The sequence below is a fragment of the Shewanella sp. Koi 1 genome (assembly GCF_052907445.1).
The window spans coordinates 4,326,400-4,341,740 of the sequence record NZ_JBREJM010000001.1 but is presented as its reverse complement, the minus strand read 5'-3'; the positions used below and the strand labels follow the sequence as shown (position 1 = coordinate 4,341,740).

Genomic DNA, 15,341 nt, shown 5'->3' with positions numbered 1-15,341 from the left:
TACGCAAAATCGAACCGCTCGTTTCGATTTTTAATATAAAGTCATGAAATATAATGGTTAATTGGTTTTACCTTTGTTTGGTTTTTACGACTTTTTTGTGATCCTCTTCTAAGAGTTGACGCTTATCCCGTGAGTTGCCTCACGCTTTAAATCTGTGACACTCAGCCGCGTTTTTTGTTGCTGCTATGGTGTAGTTTGCAAAGAGGCGTCAACAAACCATTAAAGGGTAAAAGCAAGATGACAAGCGTAACGCGCGTTCACACTAGCGTGAAAACACAGGGGATAGGTCACCCTTGGTCGGCTAAGGCCGATAGATTACAGAGCGCGACTGGTATTATGCTGGGCTGCTTTCTGTTGTTACATATGCATTTCGAGTCGAGCATTCTGCTGGGTAAAGAGGCCTTTTACCATGTGGTGCAGTTGCTCGAAGGCGGTATGTTTAGCAGTACGGGCCATGGCTTTCCGATTGTCACTAAAGTCTTCTCAGTGTTTATGCTGCTCGTGGTGATTTTACATGCTGCCGTTGCTCTTAGGCGGTTTCCGGCGCAGCTTGGGCAGTGGCGAGCGTTGCGATCACATTTAGGTGGCATTAAACATCGCGATACCCATGCTTGGTTTTGGCAGTTGATCACGGGTTTTATTCTGTTTTTCTTGGTGCCTGTCCACCTCTTTACCATGATCTTAAATCCTGAAATCGGTCCACATTTATCGGCCGAGCGTGTCTATCACGATAATGCTTGGTTGCTCTACGCTCTGTTGCTGCCCGCAGTCGTCATCCACGCCATGATTGGTTTATACCGAGTGGCGGTTAAATGGGGCATCACGACCCAGCGCTCCGGCTTACGTAAGCTTGCTAAGGTATTGATTATCTACTTGTTGTGCTTAGGTTGCGCGAGCTTAGTCTCCTATATGTTTATCGGTAGTGAGCTAAGTGTGCCGGTGCAGCCTTACGTGCCCCATTGATTGAAATCCAATTCTGCTGCGTTTATCCCTGATGGATTTGGGCGCAGCAGGATTTTGTTTCGCTGCTAATATTTAAGCATTCGATTAATTATTCGCCTCCTAGTTGATCTAACTCAGGTTTTTTGATGGATTTGTGAGCGATATTAATTTTCGAGGACAACTTATTAAGCAGGGCTCTCAGGAGCCTGCGGCGCGAGGCGAAAGCAATGGCAATCAAACTAAGTATAAAAAAATGGAGTGCGTGGCTGGATTTAAGCCAGAGTTTGTCGGGTGTCATTCTGGCGGTGTTTTTGTGGACCCACTTAGTGCTGGTGTCATCCATTTTATTGGGTGGCGATGCCATGAACTGGGTGGCTCGCACTATGGAGCTGAGTTTTCTCTCCAGTGACGGCCATGGCTATCCCTGGGTGGTGACTTGTATTGCCGTCGGTATTGCCGCCCTTGCATTGGTGCATGTGATTGTGGCACTGCAAAAGTTACCCATGAGTTTGCGCCAGCAAAGAGCGCTAAAACAACAGATGCAAGTGATCAATCACAGTGATACTCGCCTCTGGCGTTGGCAGGCCATTACGGGTGTGGTGATCCTGTTATTGCTGCCAGTGCATCTGTGGCTTATCGGCTCGGCGCCAGAAACCATAGGCCCGCAGGGCAGTGCAGAGCGGATTTGGAACCAAGGCGTGTGGATGGTGTATCTGCCGCTATTGCTGACGGTTGAGTTACATGCTGCTATCGGAATTTACCGCGTAGCACTGAAGTGGGGCGCTGCGCGGGATCTCAATAGTCGCAGCCGTTTACGTAAGATTAAAACCATTGTGAGTATCGCGTTTGTCACGGTAGGGATTGCCTCCTTATTGGCATTTTTACCCCACGCGAGTTAGCGAATATAGCAAAAGAGTGTTGTCCTAAAACAATAACAGCAGTACCCGTTAAGGAGCAGGCGTGAAACTGATTTATACCGATTCATTAGTGGTTGGTGCCGGATTGGCTGGCCTGAGGGTGGCCATTGCCTCTAAAGAGCGCGGGTTAGATACCTTGGTGCTATCACTTATCCCCGCTAAACGTTCTCACTCTGCGGCGGCGCAGGGCGGAATGCAGGCAAGCCTTGGTAATGCAGTCAAAGGCATGGGCGATGATGAAGACGTGCACTTTCAAGATACGGTGAAAGGATCGGACTGGGGCTGCGATCAAGAAGTCGCCAGAATGTTTGCCCATTGTGCGCCTAAGGCGGTGCGTGAATTAGCCAACTGGGGTGTGCCTTGGACACGTGTAACCGCAGGCCCGAGGGATGTCATTGTTAACGCACAAAAAGTCACATTGCAGGAAGCCGAAGAGGCCCACGGGCTGATCAATGCCCGCGACTTTGGTGGTACCAAAAAGTGGCGTACCTGCTACACCGCCGACGGTACGGGTCACTCCTTACTCTACGCCATGGATAACAAAGCGATTTCGATGGATATTCCTGTCCACGAACGCGTCGAGGCGCTGGCGATTATCCACGACGGTCAACGTTGCCACGGGGTGATTGCCCGCTGTTTAATCTCGGGCGAGTTGCGTGCCTATGTCGCGAAATCGACCACCATTGCCACCGGTGGTTATGGTCGGATTTATGAGGTCTCAACCAATGCGATTATCTGCGAGGGTATAGGTCAGGCGCTGGCGCTCGAAACGGGGGTCGCGACCCTTGGCAACATGGAAGCAGTACAGTTCCACCCAACGGCAATTGTGCCCGTGGGGATTTTAACCACAGAAGGTTGTCGCGGTGACGGTGGCTTGCTGCGGGATAAAGACGGTTACCGTTTTATGCCGGACTATGAGCCAGAGAAGAAAGAGCTGGCGTCGCGGGACGTGGTGTCTCGTCGCATGACCGAGCATATGCGTAAAGGTAAGGGTGTCGATAGCCCCTACGGCCCGCATTTATGGCTCGATATCACCCTACTTGGGCGTAAGCATATCGAAACCAACCTGCGTGAAGTGCAGGAGATTTGCGAGAATTTCCTCGGGATTGATCCCGCGAAGGATTGGATCCCCGTTCGTCCAACTCAGCACTATTCGATGGGCGGGATCCGCACTAAGGCAACGGGCGAGAGTCCGCAGCTTAAGGGCTTATTCAGCGTCGGCGAAGCGGCCTGTTGGGATATGCATGGCTTTAACCGCTTGGGCGGCAACTCTCTCGCCGAAACAGTGGTGGGCGGCATGATTATCGGCAAATATGTGGCTGATTTTTGTGAGAGTAATAGCCTTGAGATCGACACTCAGCTTGCCGAAAAGTTTATGCGACAGGTGCAGACTGAAATCGACACCTTAGTCGATGGTGAAGGCCATGAAAGTCCCTTTGAGCTGAAGCGCGAAATGCAGCGGATTATGATGGATTACGTGGGGATTTTCCGTAACGGCCCAGAGCTTGATAAAGCGGTGACTGAGCTAAAAGCCCTGCTTGAACGCTCACGTAAGCTCGGAGTTAAGTGCAAGAAACGCCATGCCAATCCTGAGCTGGTAGAAGCGCTAAGGGTGAAGCGGATGCTCAAGGTGGCGTTAACGGTAGCCTGTGGCGCAGCAGCGCGTACCGAGAGCCGTGGTGCCCACGCCCGTGAGGATTATCCGCAGCGTAATGACAGAGACTGGCTCAACCGTACTCTCGCCAGTTGGCCCGATGCCGAGGCGTTGGCCCCCGTTTTAAGCTACGAGCCGCTGGATGTGATGAAGATGGAGCTGCCGCCGGGATACCGGGGTTATGGTATCGATAATGCCATCGCACACCCCGATACCGCCAAACGCGAGCAACAAATTGCCGAGATTTTGGCTGGGCTGGGTGACGATGCCGATCGTTATCAACGCCAAGCGGCGCTGATGCCATTCGAGCTGCCCCCGAGCTTACAAGCTAAAAATGAACGTTTAAGCGATACCTTACAAAGACCATCCGCCAATGCGCTAGGAGAAAAATCATAATGAGCCAAGGTCGCCAGTTATCCTTTAATATTTTTCGTTATGATCCACAGGAGCCAAACGATAAGCCGAAGATGGTGCGTTATCATCTCACCGAAACGCCGGGGATGACGGTATTTATTGCCCTCAATAAGCTCAGAGAAGAGCAAGATACCTCGTTGCAGTTTGACTTTGTCTGCCGTGCAGGGATTTGCGGTAGCTGCGCCATGGTGATCAATGGTTTCCCAACCTTAGCTTGCCGCACTCTAACCGCCAAATACCCTAATGGCGAAATCACTCTGATGCCGTTGCCTGGCTTTGAATTGATTGGTGATTTATCGGTTAACACGGGTAAGTTTATGCGCGAACTCGCCGAGCGTTTAAAGCTGTGGTTACACCCAAAGGCGAATGATATCAGTATCCATCGCCTCGAGGAGCCGATGGCGCCGGAGGAGGCGGCACGGCTCTATGAATTAGAGCGCTGCGTGGAGTGCGGGGTTTGTGTGTCTGCCTGTGCTACTAAACAAATGCGTGAAACCTTTGTCGGCGCTGTGGGGATGATGAAAATCGCCCGTTTTGAACTCGATAGCCGCGATGCGCGCACGGCTGAAGATTTTTACCATGTGATTGGTAATCAGGATGGCGTGTTTGGTTGCATGACCTTGCTCGGCTGCCAAGACAACTGTCCGAAGGATTTGCCTCATATGCAGCAGATAGCCTATCTGCGCCGCAAAATGGCGATGACCTTAGTTTAATTTCTGTTAGCTGTTTGATTCAAAAAGCAAAGCGCCTGATTAGGCGCTTTTTACTTGGTGAGGTTAGCAGGCATAGGTTTTATGAATATCAACCTGCTTAACGAGTTCTTCTGATGCTGTTACGAAAGCACTAAAGTGCGGACTTGCCATATGTGCCTCCAGCGCTGCTAGAGATTGCCACACTTCATACATCCAGAAGTGATTTGCATTATCTAAAGAGCGATGCAGCGTATACTCAAAACAACCAGCCTCTGTGTGGGTATCCCTCACTAACTGTTTGAGCAAGTTAAACAGCGCATCAGTTTGGCCTGGATGCGCTTGAATTTGCGCAAAGACTGTCACTTTCATTGGCTAAATCCTTCGAGCACGATTTTACCTATGGCCTTACCCGACTCTATTTGTGCATGCGCTTTAAGTAAGTTTTGCGCATTAATGGCGCCATAGTGCTCACCAAAGGTACTTTGAACTGTGCCTGTATCAATCAGCTCGGCGATACGATTGAGCAGATGATGCTGGGCAATCATGTCTTCGGTTTGAAAGAGGCTGCGGGTAAACATGAGCTCCCAATGTAGTGACAGGCTTTTAAGTTTAAGCTTCATCACGTCCAGTGGGCCGACGGGATCGTCAATGAGTGCCAGTTTACCTTGGGGTCTGAGGACTTTTACGATTTCGTCAAAGTGCTTATCGGTTTGGGTTAGGCTAATCACATGGGTGACATCGGCAATATCCCACTTCGCCAGTTCCTGCGAGAGTGGCTGTTGGTGATTGATAACCTGATTCGCGCCTAACTTTTTCACCCAAGCGGCAGATTCGGGGCGTGATGCTGTGCCAATTACCTCGGCGCCAGTCAGCTTGACCGCCAGTTGGGTGATGATAGAGCCTACACCGCCAGCGGCACCGATAATCAAAATTCGCGCATTCGTGGCCGAGCTATCCTGAGGTAAGCCTAAGCGATCAAACAATAGCTCCCAAGCGGTAATACTGGTTAGGGGTAGGGCGGCAGCCTGGGCATTGCTTAAGGTTTGCGGTTTACGGCCAACGATGCGCTCATCGACTAACTGATATTCGGCATAACTGCCGCTGCGGCTAATATCGCCGGCATACCAGACTTCATCGCCCACCTTAAACAGGCTCACCTTGTCACCCACGGCTTTAACAACTCCGACCGCATCCCAACCGAGGATTTTATATTCCCCTGCTGGAGCTGAGCTCGATGTGCGGATTTTGGTATCGACGGGATTAACGGATATCGCTTTCACCTCAACTAACAGGTCAAAACCTTGCGGTGTAGGTTCGGGTAAGGTGATGTTCTCTAATGCATTGGGCGCATCGACGGCTCCCGCGGTTTGATAACCTATGGCTTTCATCTTGATTCCTCGCTTGCGGCTGGTGTCTGTACTTGTCAATGGCAACAATTGTGTGGAATATTTAAGCCTAGATAAACGGGGTAAACTTTGTAATTTTTTCAAAGGATTTTTGAAAATCATGCTGCTGAATGATCTCGCACTATTTGTTCGCGTTGCCGATTGCGGCAGTATTTCGGCTGCTGCGGTTGAAATGGAACTCTCGGCAGCATCGGCGAGCGCAGCGATTAAACGGCTTGAAAAACAACTCGATACTAGCCTATTTGTACGTACGACCCGAAGCCTGAGATTAACTGCTCAAGGTGAGCGCTATCTTATTCATTGCCGACGCGCTTTGAGTGATCTCGCCCTCGGGGAGCAGGCGATTGCCAGCGATAAAGGTAAAGTCTCTGGCACCTTGAGCCTGTCGGTTTCATCCGATTTTGGGCGTAACTTATTTGTCCCTTGGCTCGATGACTTCCTGTTAGATTTTCCGCAGCTACAGGTACGGCTGCATTTGGGCGATAACATCAGCAGCTTTTACCACGATAAAATTGATGTCGCGGTGCGTTACGGTAAACCTCAGGACTCCAATCAGGTCGCTTTTCCGATTTGCTGCGCCGACCGATTGCTATGTGCTTCACCTGAATATCTCGCCAAGTTTGGCAAACCAGAAACCTTAGAACAGCTAGCGCAGCACAATTGCTTGTTTTATAAACTCGATGACCGCACCCATGATCAATGGCAATTTGAGCGTGATGGCCAGGAATTTAAAATCCGCGTGACGGGTAATCGCAGCGCCAATGATGCAGAAATTGCCCGGCGTTGGGCTGTGGCTGATAAAGGCTTAGTGTTCAAGTCGAGCTTAGATCTGGCGGAGGATATTATGGCGGGGCGCCTTGTGCCCTTACTGCCTGAATATCGCGGTGAGTCGGTCAATTTATACTTAGTGTGTCCTGGGCGTGAGCATGTCACGCCCGTGGTGCTGTTACTTCGTGAAATGCTCAGGCAACAGACTCAAGCCTTAAGCCGTGCCCTAGCGACATACCTTAAGTCTGAAACGCAGTTTAAATAACAATTGAATGCGGAAATCTAAGGGAGTTCGCTGAGGTTTGATAAGTGGATTGCCTTCGTGATTTCCTCTCTGAAGAGGGCTCAACGCTCAGTGATTTAATTTTGCACTGCCAAACTCGGCGCAATAAAAAAGCCGCATTAAGCGGCTTTTTTGAAAGATTTGACCCTAAACCTAGGATTAAGACTTAGCGCGTTTCATCGCGGTGAAGAATTCTTCGTTGGTCTTAGTCATCGCCAGTTTATCGATCAGGAATTCCATTGCGCTGACTTCATCCATTGGATTTAAGATCTTACGCAGGATCCACATCTTTTGCAGTTCATCAGGTGTGGTCAGTTTTTCTTCGCGACGAGTACCACTGCGGTTGAAGTCAATCGCTGGGAATACGCGTTTTTCAGCGGCCTTGCGTGACAGATGCAGTTCTTGGTTACCTGTACCTTTGAACTCTTCGTAGATCACTTCGTCCATTTTCGAGCCGGTATCAACCAGAGCGGTGGCAATAATCGTTAAGCTGCCGCCGTTTTCGATGTTACGAGCCGCACCGAAGAAGCGCTTAGGACGGTGCAGGGCGTTTGCATCCACACCACCGGTTAACACTTTGCCCGATGATGGGATAACAGTGTTGTAGGCGCGAGCCAAACGAGTGATAGAGTCGAGTAGGATCACAACGTCTTTCTTGTGTTCAACTAAACGTTTAGCTTTTTCAATGACCATTTCAGCCACTTGTACGTGACGGCTAGCTGGTTCGTCGAAGGTCGATGCAATCACTTCACCTTGAACTAGGCGTTGCATCTCGGTTACTTCTTCAGGACGTTCATCGATCAGCAGTACCATCAACACCACTTCTGGGTTGTTGTAGGTGATTGACTGAGCAATGTTTTGCAGTAATAAGGTTTTACCCGCTTTTGGTGGCGCGACGATCAGACCACGTTGACCCTTACCTATAGGTGAGCATAAATCCAGAATACGGGCAGTGATGTCTTCAGTCGAGCCATTACCACGCTCCATGCGCATACGTTCTTCTGCGTGGAGTGGGGTTAAGTTTTCAAAGAGGATTTTGTTGCGAGAGTTTTCAGGTTTATCGAAGTTAACTTCGTTAACTTTTAGCAGGGCAAAATAACGTTCACCTTCTTTTGGTGGGCGAATCTTGCCAAAAATCGTGTCGCCCGTTCGCATGTTAAAGCGGCGAATTTGGCTTGGTGATACATAAATATCATCCGGGCCAGCTAAGTAAGATCCATCTGCACTACGTAAGAAACCGAATCCGTCTTGGAGTATCTCTAATACACCGCCACCGAAAATGTCTTCGCCGCTTTTGGCGTGGGCTTTAAGAATAGAGAAAATAATGTCCTGCTTGCGAGCGCGGGCCATATTTTCGAGTTTCATATTTTCGGCTAGCGAGACTAGGTCGGATATCGGCGTGTCTTTTAATTCAGTTAAGTTCATGTTGGGGATCTTGTGTTACGCGACAAAGCTTACCGCGATCAATCAGTAAAGTTTGTGATTCAGGATAGTGATTGACGAGCGAGAAGTGGTTTAGTTAGAAAGAATCTGGTTATTAAAGTAGCACTAACAAAGCGGGGCGTCCAGAAATTTAGGGGTATTCCGGCACAATTAATTAAAGCTTGTGCCGGAGGTCACTCATAGCGACAACAAATTAGATTTGTGCGTCGATGAACTCTTTTAATTGAGTTTTTGACAGTGCGCCAACTTTAGTTGCCGCTAATTCACCGTTCTTGAATAACAGTAAAGTTGGGATACCACGAACGCCATATTTCGCTGGAGAAACGTTGTTTTGGTCAACGTTTAATTTAGCGATAGTCACACGACCTGCGTACTCTTCGGCAACGTCGTCAAGGATTGGAGCGATCATTTTGCATGGACCACACCATTCAGCCCAAAAGTCTACCAATACTGGTAAATCGGCCTTTAATACGTCGTTTTCGAAGCTGTCGTCGCTCAGGTATATAATTTTATCGCTCATGATGTTCTCCAGTTTGGTTGCCATTGCTGGTTTGTTAATGGCTTACCATGTATATTGGGGCTGAAAAATAGCTTTTCAAGTTACCTTTTTACAATGTGGCTATTTCAAACGATCGAGTATCTTATTGCAACCCCAAATGGTATGCTTGCGCTATGAGCCAAACACATTTATCTAATCAAAAATTTGCCGACCTTCCTCTGCATCCAGAGGTTAAACAGGCACTTGCCGAAAACGGCTTTGAATTTTGTACGCCAATTCAGGCGTTATCATTACCCGTATTACTTCAATCAAAAGATATCGCCGGCCAAGCCCAAACGGGCACGGGTAAGACAATGGCGTTTTTGGTTGCCACATTTAACCATTTATTGTCGACGCCTGTTCCTGAAAACCGTCAGTTAAATCAGCCGCGGGCCATCATTATGGCTCCAACCCGTGAACTGGCGATTCAAATCGCGAAAGACGCAATTCTTCTAGCCAAACACAGCCACTTAAAAGTCGGCATTGTCTATGGCGGTGAAAGCTATGATGTACAGCGCAAGACGCTCGATCAAGGCGTAGATATTCTGATTGGTACGACCGGGCGCATCATTGATTATGTTCGTCAAGGTATTATCAATCTCGGTGGTATTCAAGCGGTGGTGCTAGATGAAGCCGATCGTATGTTCGACCTTGGTTTTATTAAGGATATTCGTTTCCTATTCCGACGTATGCCCAGTGCCGATCAGCGTCTGAATATGCTGTTTTCGGCGACGCTTTCGATGAAAGTGCAGGAACTCGCCTACGATCATATGAATGATCCTGTGAAAGTCGAAATCGCCCCCGAAGAAAAAACCTCCAAGAACATCAAAGAAGAAATTTTCTATCCTTCCCAAGAAGACAAAATGCGTTTGCTGTTGACGCTGATTGAAGAAGATTGGCCAGAGAAGGCCATTGTTTTTTCTAATACTAAGCACAGCTGTGAAAACCTATGGTCTTGGCTTGAAGGGGATGGACACCGTGTTGGTTTGCTGACGGGCGATGTGCCACAGAAGAAGCGTATTCGCATTCTCGAGCAATTTACCCAAGGCCAATTAGATATTCTGGTCGCGACCGACGTTGCCGCGCGCGGACTGCATATTTCCGATGTTTCCCACGTCTACAATTATGATTTACCTGATGATTGTGAAGATTACGTCCACCGTATTGGTCGTACTGGGCGTGCGGGTAACAAAGGTGTATCGGTCAGTTTTGCCTGTGAAGAATACGCTCTGAATTTGCCTGCGATTGAAACCTACATCAATCACTCTATTCCTGTGAGCAATTATGACCGTGATGCCTTGCTGGAAGATATTCCGCCGCCGGTCAAAATTCATCGCAAGCATCCTGCGGGAGCACGTAATTTACGTGAACGCTCAGGTGCAGGGCGACCACAAGGTGCCCATCGTAGTGGTGGACGTCCACCTCGCCATGACAGGACGCGTAGACAGCCTTAAATGCCAACACCCGCTTATGCCGCCATTACTTTAGGCTCTAATAGCTTTAATATGCTGATCGCTAAGACAAAAGGCGGTCAGCCACACATTATTGCTAAATACAAACGTAAAGTAAGGTTAGCCGAAGGCATTGGCGAAGATGGTCATCTAACCGCAGAAGTGATGCAGCGTGGCCTAGATTGTCTAGCAATGTTTGCCCAAATGTTAGCGCTGCATAAAATCCATCCTAATCATGTCGCTGTAATTGCTACCGCGACACTGCGCTGTATCCATAATGCCGATGAGTTTAATCAGAAGGCGATTCCGCTTTTGGGTCATCCGATTGAGATTATCTCAGGTATGCGTGAGGCCGAGCTGATTTATCAAGGTATGGTGGCGACTACTTGCGGCCAAGGTCGACGTTTAGTGATCGATATTGGTGGCGCCAGTACCGAGTTTATTATCGGTGATGGTCACCAAGTTCAGTTTAAGACCAGTTTGCCTATGGGCAGCGTGACCTTTAATCGTCGCTTCTTTAACAATGCCCCGTTACAAGAGCTCGATTTTGACGATGCCAAGCAGGAAGTGTTGGAAGTCTTAGGTGAACATAGACAAAGGTTAAAAGACTTAGGATGGCACTGTGTGGTGGGGGCTTCTGGCGCGGTGCAATCTGTGGTCGAAGTCTTAATGCACCGTAAGCAGTCTGAAATCATTACCTTAGCTGTGCTGAATCAGCTTAAAGCGGAAATCCTTGCTGAAGAACATGCGAGTCTTGTGGGGATTATCGGCCTAAGTGCTGAGCGCGCACCGACATTTGCCGCTGGAGTGGCGATTTTACTCGCGCTCTTTGAATTCTTGGGGATTGAGCAGTTGGCACTATCGGGCGGCGCACTGCGTGAGGGCGTGCTAGTGATGCTGGCACAGCGAATTTTAGAAGAAGCGATTTAACCTCAAATCCATTTTTAAAAGATAAAGGCCGCCAAGTGTACACTTGGCGGCCTTTATGATTTACCGACTCGAGATTAGTTTAAAATCTCGACTAAATCTTTTTCGAGCGAGACGGTTGGACGCTCAACGATACGGCCAATTTCTTTACCCTGTTGTAGCACGATAAAGGTGGGAATACGTTTAAATTCGTATTTGGCCGCCAGTCCTTCAGGATCTTGTTTGCTGCGATCAACCCCAATATAAGTCACTTTGATATTGGGGTTAGCCACTTCTTCCATAATGCGAATAAAGCGTGGTGTTTCGCGATGACAATCTGGGCACCAAGTACCGATGATGACCACGATTTCGGTTGGCTCAGCGATATTTTTAAGAGGGGCTAAGGATGCGGTATCCACCTGATAGCTCTTGTAGCCCTCAGCAAACTCATTGAGATCTTTTACTAAATGTTGCGCTTCAACTACACCGGTTAAAATCACTTCTTGTTTCTCCTCGCTGCAGGTGGCAATCAAGCCCTGTTGTTGCTCTTCAAAGCCACAGCCGCCATTTGCTAGTACTTGGCAACTAAAAAATAACGCGGTCGTGGCGAGTAATGCTTTGACGTTATTGTGCATGATATGCCCTCGAAATCGAAGAAGAATAATGAGATTGCATTCAAACACTAATTTGCGCTTTCTAAAAGTTGCGGATGAATTTGCTGCAACCCAGATCACGTATCGCTAATGTAAAACCTAAATCTTGCCTGCAAAATAGCGGTGTTGTTATTCGGCTTGTGCCAATAATTTACTGAGGATTGGTTTATTGGCTTCGGGGAAGTCGTAATGGCTTAACTCATGTTTATTAACCCAAGCAATCTGTTGCCCTTCAAGTCCTTGCGCCTCTCCCGTAAATTCACTGACAGTGTGAATATCGAGTAACACATGTTTATCGGGATAATCGTAGCTTAGCGCCATAAAAGGCTCGCTTGCGCTGACGATTAGTGCAACTTCCTCTTTTAGCTCACGAATTAAGGCTTGGGTGACGGTTTCGCCCTGTTCGACTTTGCCTCCTGGAAATTCCCACTTACCACCTTGATGTAAATGTTCTGGACGCTTAGCGAGTAGGATTTGCCCATTAGGGTTGAGGATAATGCCGACGGCAACATGAATGCGTTTTGTCATAAAATTCTGCTTATAAAGGGCTGATTATTGAGTCTTACTCTTTGAAAAAGCTTTCTTCGTCGTAACCGAGTTCATCTAACGCGTCGAGGTCAAACTCAGATTTGACCGGAATAGCATGTTTTTCGGAGGCCCAATCGCCGAGGTCAATCATCTTGCAGCGCTCGCTACAAAAGGGTTTGAATTCCGATTGAGGAACCCATTCTACTGGGGTTTTACAAATTGGACAGTTGACGGTTAACGGCATAATAGACTTCTCCTTAGCAGTCGACTGAAATAACAAGGGAATCGCTGAGTATCGCAATTATGCCTAGTAGGCAACATTGGCTTTAACTCGGCAGTAACTTAGAGGTCGTTAGTGTAAAGGCTTCAGGCACAGGTCGCTAGTAGGAATTCGATGCTGCGGTCGGAGTGGCGCTGTTGGTCGAATTGGACAAAGTGGATGGCGTAGCGATTGCGATGACCACTGATGGTGGGGTAGCAGCCGTGGGCGGCATCGACTTTGACTCGTACTAGTGAGAGCGCTTGAGCACTATCACCTTGGTAAAAACCGGCATGGGCGGTGGCGTTATCGAAATGGGCGGTACTGCGGGTAAGTTGAAGCAAAAGCGTGATGGGAGTGAGAAGGGGATCAAAATGGCTGATCCAAGCTTGGTAATCTTGCTGTCTTTCTTCCCAGGGTTTGGCGAGCCAAAAATGCAGTTGGGGGAGGTCGAAGTTGCAGCAGGCGCCTGGCATGCCAAAACGCTGTCGCAGAGCCGATAAAAATCGGTCTTGTTTGAGCTGGCTTCCACAGCGCTCGGGACGCTGTAGTGGCTCCCTAGCTTGCATTAATGCTTGAATGTAAAACTCAATCTGTTCGCTATCGACATGGTCGAGCTCTTGCCATTTGCTCAGTTGCAGCAGATTGCGCTCGATATCTTTAAGGACTTCATTGCGATAGTCGCAACGCTCCGATAATTCGCACAGGGAGAAAAGAGGGTAGAAACATCTATGTTGGTGGTCGTGATTTAGGTTATTACTGAGCTGTTTATTGAGATATTCGAGGCGCAAATAGCTGCGAATCTTCTCATTTAAAGGCTGTTCGTAAACTAAGTCAGTCATGGGCGTCGTGATTACCGGATAATTGTAAATAGCGCTGGTGCAATGCTTGCACCTCTTGTTTTAGTTTTGATATCTCTCCCTGATTATCAATAATGTCGTCGGCTCTAGCGAGTTTGTCACTGCGACTACATTGACTATTAATGATGTTATTTACCTGAGTGGCGTCAACATTGTCCCGTTTTACGGTACGGCTTACTTGCAACTCCGGCGAAATATCCACCACTAAAGTCCGATTGACTAACCTATCTAACCCGTTCTCAAATAGCAAGGGCACAACCATAATTACATAGTCTGAGGTAGCATTTTCGACTTGTGATAACATTTCTTGGCGGATCATAGGATGGAGCAACTGATTCAACCATTGGCGCGCTTGTTCATCACTAAACACCCGTTGCCGCAGCTTGGCTCGGTCAAGCTCCCCAGCCTCGGTTACTATTTCAGTGCCGAAGTGAGCGATAATTGCTTCGAGTCCTTTTGAGCCTTTAGCGACCACTTCACGAGCGACTACATCGGCATCGACTAAATCAACACCTTCTTCGGCAAATAAATTGGCCACGGTAGTTTTACCGCTACCAATGCCACCCGTTAGACCTATGACAAACTTGGACATAAGATTCCCATCTAGATGAGGTACTTACTCGATATAGACTATTCCGTACGAGCTTGAACGCCAAACGCTGAAGAAAGAAAGCTGCATCTAGTATTTTTACAACGTACTTAGATACCAATCGACTATAGGTTGTCCCCAGATTAGCGCTATCCAACCAGCGGCGGCAATATAAGGCCCAAAGGGGATTGGGTTTGCTAGCTGGTTACGTTTGAGCACGATGAGCGTGATGCCGACAAGGGCACCAACTAAAGACGACAGTAAAATGACTAGGGGGAGCATTTGCCAACCTAGCCATGCGCCAAATACGGCGAGCAGTTTAAAGTCGCCATAGCCCATACCTTCCTTACCTGTGAGTAGCTTAAACAGCCAAAACACTGACCAGAGACTCAAATAGCCTGCTGCAGCGCCTATAATGGCATCGGTTGGTGTGGTAAAGGTATGGTTGAGGTTAATGAGTAATCCAAGCCATAGGAGTGGAAGGGTCATCTGGTCGGGAAGCAGCATCTCATCGAGATCGATACCCGTTAAGGCAATCAATACAAAGGTTAATACCGCAGCAAACACAAACTGCCAGCTAGGACCAAAATGCCAAGCAATTGTTGCAACCAATAATCCTGTGACTAACTCAATAATCGGATAGCGTGAGGATATTGGTGCATCGCAAGCGGCGCATTTTCCTCTGAGCATTAACCAGCCCACAATCGGTAAATTATGCCAAGGCTTGATTGCGGTTTTACATTTAGGGCAGGCGGAACCTGGCACCACTAGATTGTATTTTTCAGGGTAAGTATCTATCGGCTTGTTGAGCTTTTCTATGCCAATCTGCTTTACGACATCAGCATGATATTCCTGCAGATATTGATTGCACTCCTGTTGCCATTCGCGCTTCATCATTACCGGAAAGCGGTGAATGACGACATTTAAAAAGCTACCAATAGTGGCGGCAAACACAAAACTTAATGCAATAAATAGCCAAGGACTCTGCGTAAGAGAGTGGCTTAAAAGGGATATGAAGTCTGACATTGCTCGTTCTTA

17 protein-coding genes are annotated in these 15,341 nt (G+C 48.2%); 7 read left to right on the top strand and 10 right to left on the bottom strand.

Annotated features, from left to right (window positions below; genetic code table 11):
* Positions 1 to 237 precede the first annotated feature (237 nt).
* The 4 genes from ACUZ8J_RS19110 (at position 238) to ACUZ8J_RS19095 (ending at position 4,640) form a co-directional block, all read left to right on the top strand.
* Positions 238 to 963, top strand: coding sequence for a fumarate reductase cytochrome b subunit (locus ACUZ8J_RS19110; protein ID WP_446694652.1), 726 nt, complete (start codon positions 238 to 240; stop codon positions 961 to 963).
* 206 nt (positions 964 to 1,169) lie between these two features.
* On the top strand, positions 1,170 to 1,841 hold the full coding sequence (locus tag ACUZ8J_RS19105; protein WP_011621208.1) for a fumarate reductase cytochrome b subunit: 672 nt from the start codon (positions 1,170 to 1,172) through the stop codon (positions 1,839 to 1,841).
* 61 nt (positions 1,842 to 1,902) lie between these two features.
* The gene (locus ACUZ8J_RS19100; RefSeq protein WP_446694651.1) at positions 1,903 to 3,909 is read left to right on the top strand and encodes a fumarate reductase flavoprotein subunit; all 2,007 of its coding nucleotides are present in this window, start codon (positions 1,903 to 1,905) and stop codon (positions 3,907 to 3,909) included.
* Positions 3,909 to 4,640 (top strand): fumarate reductase iron-sulfur subunit, encoded by a 732-nt coding sequence (locus tag ACUZ8J_RS19095; protein ID WP_446694650.1) that lies wholly within the window; start codon positions 3,909 to 3,911, stop codon positions 4,638 to 4,640. The genes ACUZ8J_RS19100 and ACUZ8J_RS19095 overlap by 1 nt, the downstream gene beginning before the upstream one ends.
* A 63-nt stretch (positions 4,641 to 4,703) precedes the next feature.
* Here the strand turns inward: ACUZ8J_RS19095 and ACUZ8J_RS19090 are convergent, their stop codons facing one another.
* On the bottom strand, positions 4,704 to 4,988 hold the full coding sequence (locus ACUZ8J_RS19090; RefSeq protein ID WP_446694649.1) for a putative quinol monooxygenase: 285 nt from the start codon (positions 4,986 to 4,988) through the stop codon (positions 4,704 to 4,706).
* Positions 4,985 to 6,007, bottom strand: a complete 1,023-nt coding sequence (locus tag ACUZ8J_RS19085) for a zinc-binding alcohol dehydrogenase family protein (RefSeq protein ID WP_446694648.1) — start codon at positions 6,005 to 6,007, stop codon at positions 4,985 to 4,987. The genes ACUZ8J_RS19090 and ACUZ8J_RS19085 overlap by 4 nt, the downstream gene beginning before the upstream one ends.
* Before the next feature lie 118 nt (positions 6,008 to 6,125).
* Between ACUZ8J_RS19085 and ACUZ8J_RS19080 the strand changes: the two genes are divergently transcribed.
* Complete coding sequence (locus ACUZ8J_RS19080) at positions 6,126 to 7,058, top strand: LysR family transcriptional regulator (protein WP_446694647.1); 933 nt, start codon at positions 6,126 to 6,128, stop codon at positions 7,056 to 7,058.
* A 177-nt stretch (positions 7,059 to 7,235) separates the two neighbouring features.
* On the opposite strand, the gene rho is transcribed toward ACUZ8J_RS19080, so the two are convergent.
* Positions 7,236 to 8,501, bottom strand: coding sequence for a transcription termination factor Rho (gene rho, locus ACUZ8J_RS19075; protein ID WP_011621213.1), 1,266 nt, complete (start codon positions 8,499 to 8,501; stop codon positions 7,236 to 7,238).
* A gap of 211 nt (positions 8,502 to 8,712) precedes the next feature.
* Positions 8,713 to 9,039 carry a thioredoxin TrxA gene (trxA, locus tag ACUZ8J_RS19070; protein ID WP_011070766.1) on the bottom strand — a complete coding sequence of 109 codons (327 nt, stop codon included), beginning with the start codon at positions 9,037 to 9,039 and terminating at the stop codon, positions 8,713 to 8,715.
* 152 nt (positions 9,040 to 9,191) lie between these two features.
* On the opposite strand from trxA, the gene rhlB reads away from it, so the two are divergent.
* Both rhlB and ACUZ8J_RS19060 read left to right on the top strand, forming a co-directional pair.
* Entirely contained in the window at positions 9,192 to 10,511 is a 1,320-nt protein-coding gene (rhlB, locus tag ACUZ8J_RS19065; RefSeq protein WP_086903875.1) for an ATP-dependent RNA helicase RhlB, read from the top strand.
* On the top strand, positions 10,512 to 11,438 hold the full coding sequence (locus tag ACUZ8J_RS19060; protein ID WP_446694646.1) for a Ppx/GppA phosphatase family protein: 927 nt from the start codon (positions 10,512 to 10,514) through the stop codon (positions 11,436 to 11,438). It abuts the gene before it with no gap.
* Between the two features lie 74 nt (positions 11,439 to 11,512).
* Here the strand turns inward: ACUZ8J_RS19060 and ACUZ8J_RS19055 are convergent, their stop codons facing one another.
* From ACUZ8J_RS19055 to ACUZ8J_RS19030, 6 genes are all read right to left on the bottom strand, one after another.
* Positions 11,513 to 12,049: a thioredoxin family protein gene (locus ACUZ8J_RS19055; protein WP_126512314.1), complete on the bottom strand. Its 537-nt coding sequence runs from the start codon at positions 12,047 to 12,049 to the stop codon at positions 11,513 to 11,515.
* 147 nt (positions 12,050 to 12,196) lie between these two features.
* Entirely contained in the window at positions 12,197 to 12,595 is a 399-nt protein-coding gene (gene mutT, locus ACUZ8J_RS19050; RefSeq protein ID WP_446694645.1) for an 8-oxo-dGTP diphosphatase MutT, read from the bottom strand.
* A gap of 34 nt (positions 12,596 to 12,629) precedes the next feature.
* Entirely contained in the window at positions 12,630 to 12,839 is a 210-nt protein-coding gene (gene yacG, locus ACUZ8J_RS19045) for a DNA gyrase inhibitor YacG (protein ID WP_011621218.1), read from the bottom strand.
* A 122-nt stretch (positions 12,840 to 12,961) separates the two neighbouring features.
* A complete protein-coding gene (gene zapD, locus ACUZ8J_RS19040) occupies positions 12,962 to 13,696 on the bottom strand; it encodes a cell division protein ZapD (protein ID WP_086903878.1) in 735 nt (244 codons plus the stop codon).
* Entirely contained in the window at positions 13,689 to 14,306 is a 618-nt protein-coding gene (gene coaE / locus ACUZ8J_RS19035; protein WP_086903879.1) for a dephospho-CoA kinase, read from the bottom strand. Before coaE ends, zapD begins: the two co-directional genes overlap by 8 nt.
* Before the next feature lie 96 nt (positions 14,307 to 14,402).
* A complete protein-coding gene (locus ACUZ8J_RS19030; protein ID WP_446694644.1) occupies positions 14,403 to 15,329 on the bottom strand; it encodes a prepilin peptidase in 927 nt (308 codons plus the stop codon).
* Positions 15,330 to 15,341: the final 12 nt, after the last annotated feature.

Excerpts from the sequence above, each read along its gene's own strand:
- ACUZ8J_RS19110 (WP_446694652.1), top strand. The coding sequence starts at position 238 with ATGACAAGCGTAACGCGCGTTCACACTAGCGTGAAAACACAGGGGATA.
- ACUZ8J_RS19105 (WP_011621208.1), top strand. The coding sequence starts at position 1,170 with ATGGCAATCAAACTAAGTATAAAAAAATGGAGTGCGTGGCTGGATTTA.
- ACUZ8J_RS19095 (WP_446694650.1), top strand. The coding sequence starts at position 3,909 with ATGAGCCAAGGTCGCCAGTTATCCTTTAATATTTTTCGTTATGATCCA.
- ACUZ8J_RS19090 (WP_446694649.1), bottom strand. The coding sequence starts at position 4,988 with ATGAAAGTGACAGTCTTTGCGCAAATTCAAGCGCATCCAGGCCAAACT.
- ACUZ8J_RS19085 (WP_446694648.1), bottom strand. The coding sequence starts at position 6,007 with ATGAAAGCCATAGGTTATCAAACCGCGGGAGCCGTCGATGCGCCCAAT.
- ACUZ8J_RS19080 (WP_446694647.1), top strand. The coding sequence starts at position 6,126 with ATGCTGCTGAATGATCTCGCACTATTTGTTCGCGTTGCCGATTGCGGC.
- rho (WP_011621213.1), bottom strand. The coding sequence starts at position 8,501 with ATGAACTTAACTGAATTAAAAGACACGCCGATATCCGACCTAGTCTCG.
- trxA (WP_011070766.1), bottom strand. The coding sequence starts at position 9,039 with ATGAGCGATAAAATTATATACCTGAGCGACGACAGCTTCGAAAACGAC.
- rhlB (WP_086903875.1), top strand. The coding sequence starts at position 9,192 with ATGAGCCAAACACATTTATCTAATCAAAAATTTGCCGACCTTCCTCTG.
- ACUZ8J_RS19060 (WP_446694646.1), top strand. The coding sequence starts at position 10,512 with ATGCCAACACCCGCTTATGCCGCCATTACTTTAGGCTCTAATAGCTTT.
- ACUZ8J_RS19055 (WP_126512314.1), bottom strand. The coding sequence starts at position 12,049 with ATGCACAATAACGTCAAAGCATTACTCGCCACGACCGCGTTATTTTTT.
- mutT (WP_446694645.1), bottom strand. The coding sequence starts at position 12,595 with ATGACAAAACGCATTCATGTTGCCGTCGGCATTATCCTCAACCCTAAT.
- yacG (WP_011621218.1), bottom strand. The coding sequence starts at position 12,839 with ATGCCGTTAACCGTCAACTGTCCAATTTGTAAAACCCCAGTAGAATGG.
- zapD (WP_086903878.1), bottom strand. The coding sequence starts at position 13,696 with ATGACTGACTTAGTTTACGAACAGCCTTTAAATGAGAAGATTCGCAGC.
- coaE (WP_086903879.1), bottom strand. The coding sequence starts at position 14,306 with ATGTCCAAGTTTGTCATAGGTCTAACGGGTGGCATTGGTAGCGGTAAA.
- ACUZ8J_RS19030 (WP_446694644.1), bottom strand. The coding sequence starts at position 15,329 with ATGTCAGACTTCATATCCCTTTTAAGCCACTCTCTTACGCAGAGTCCT.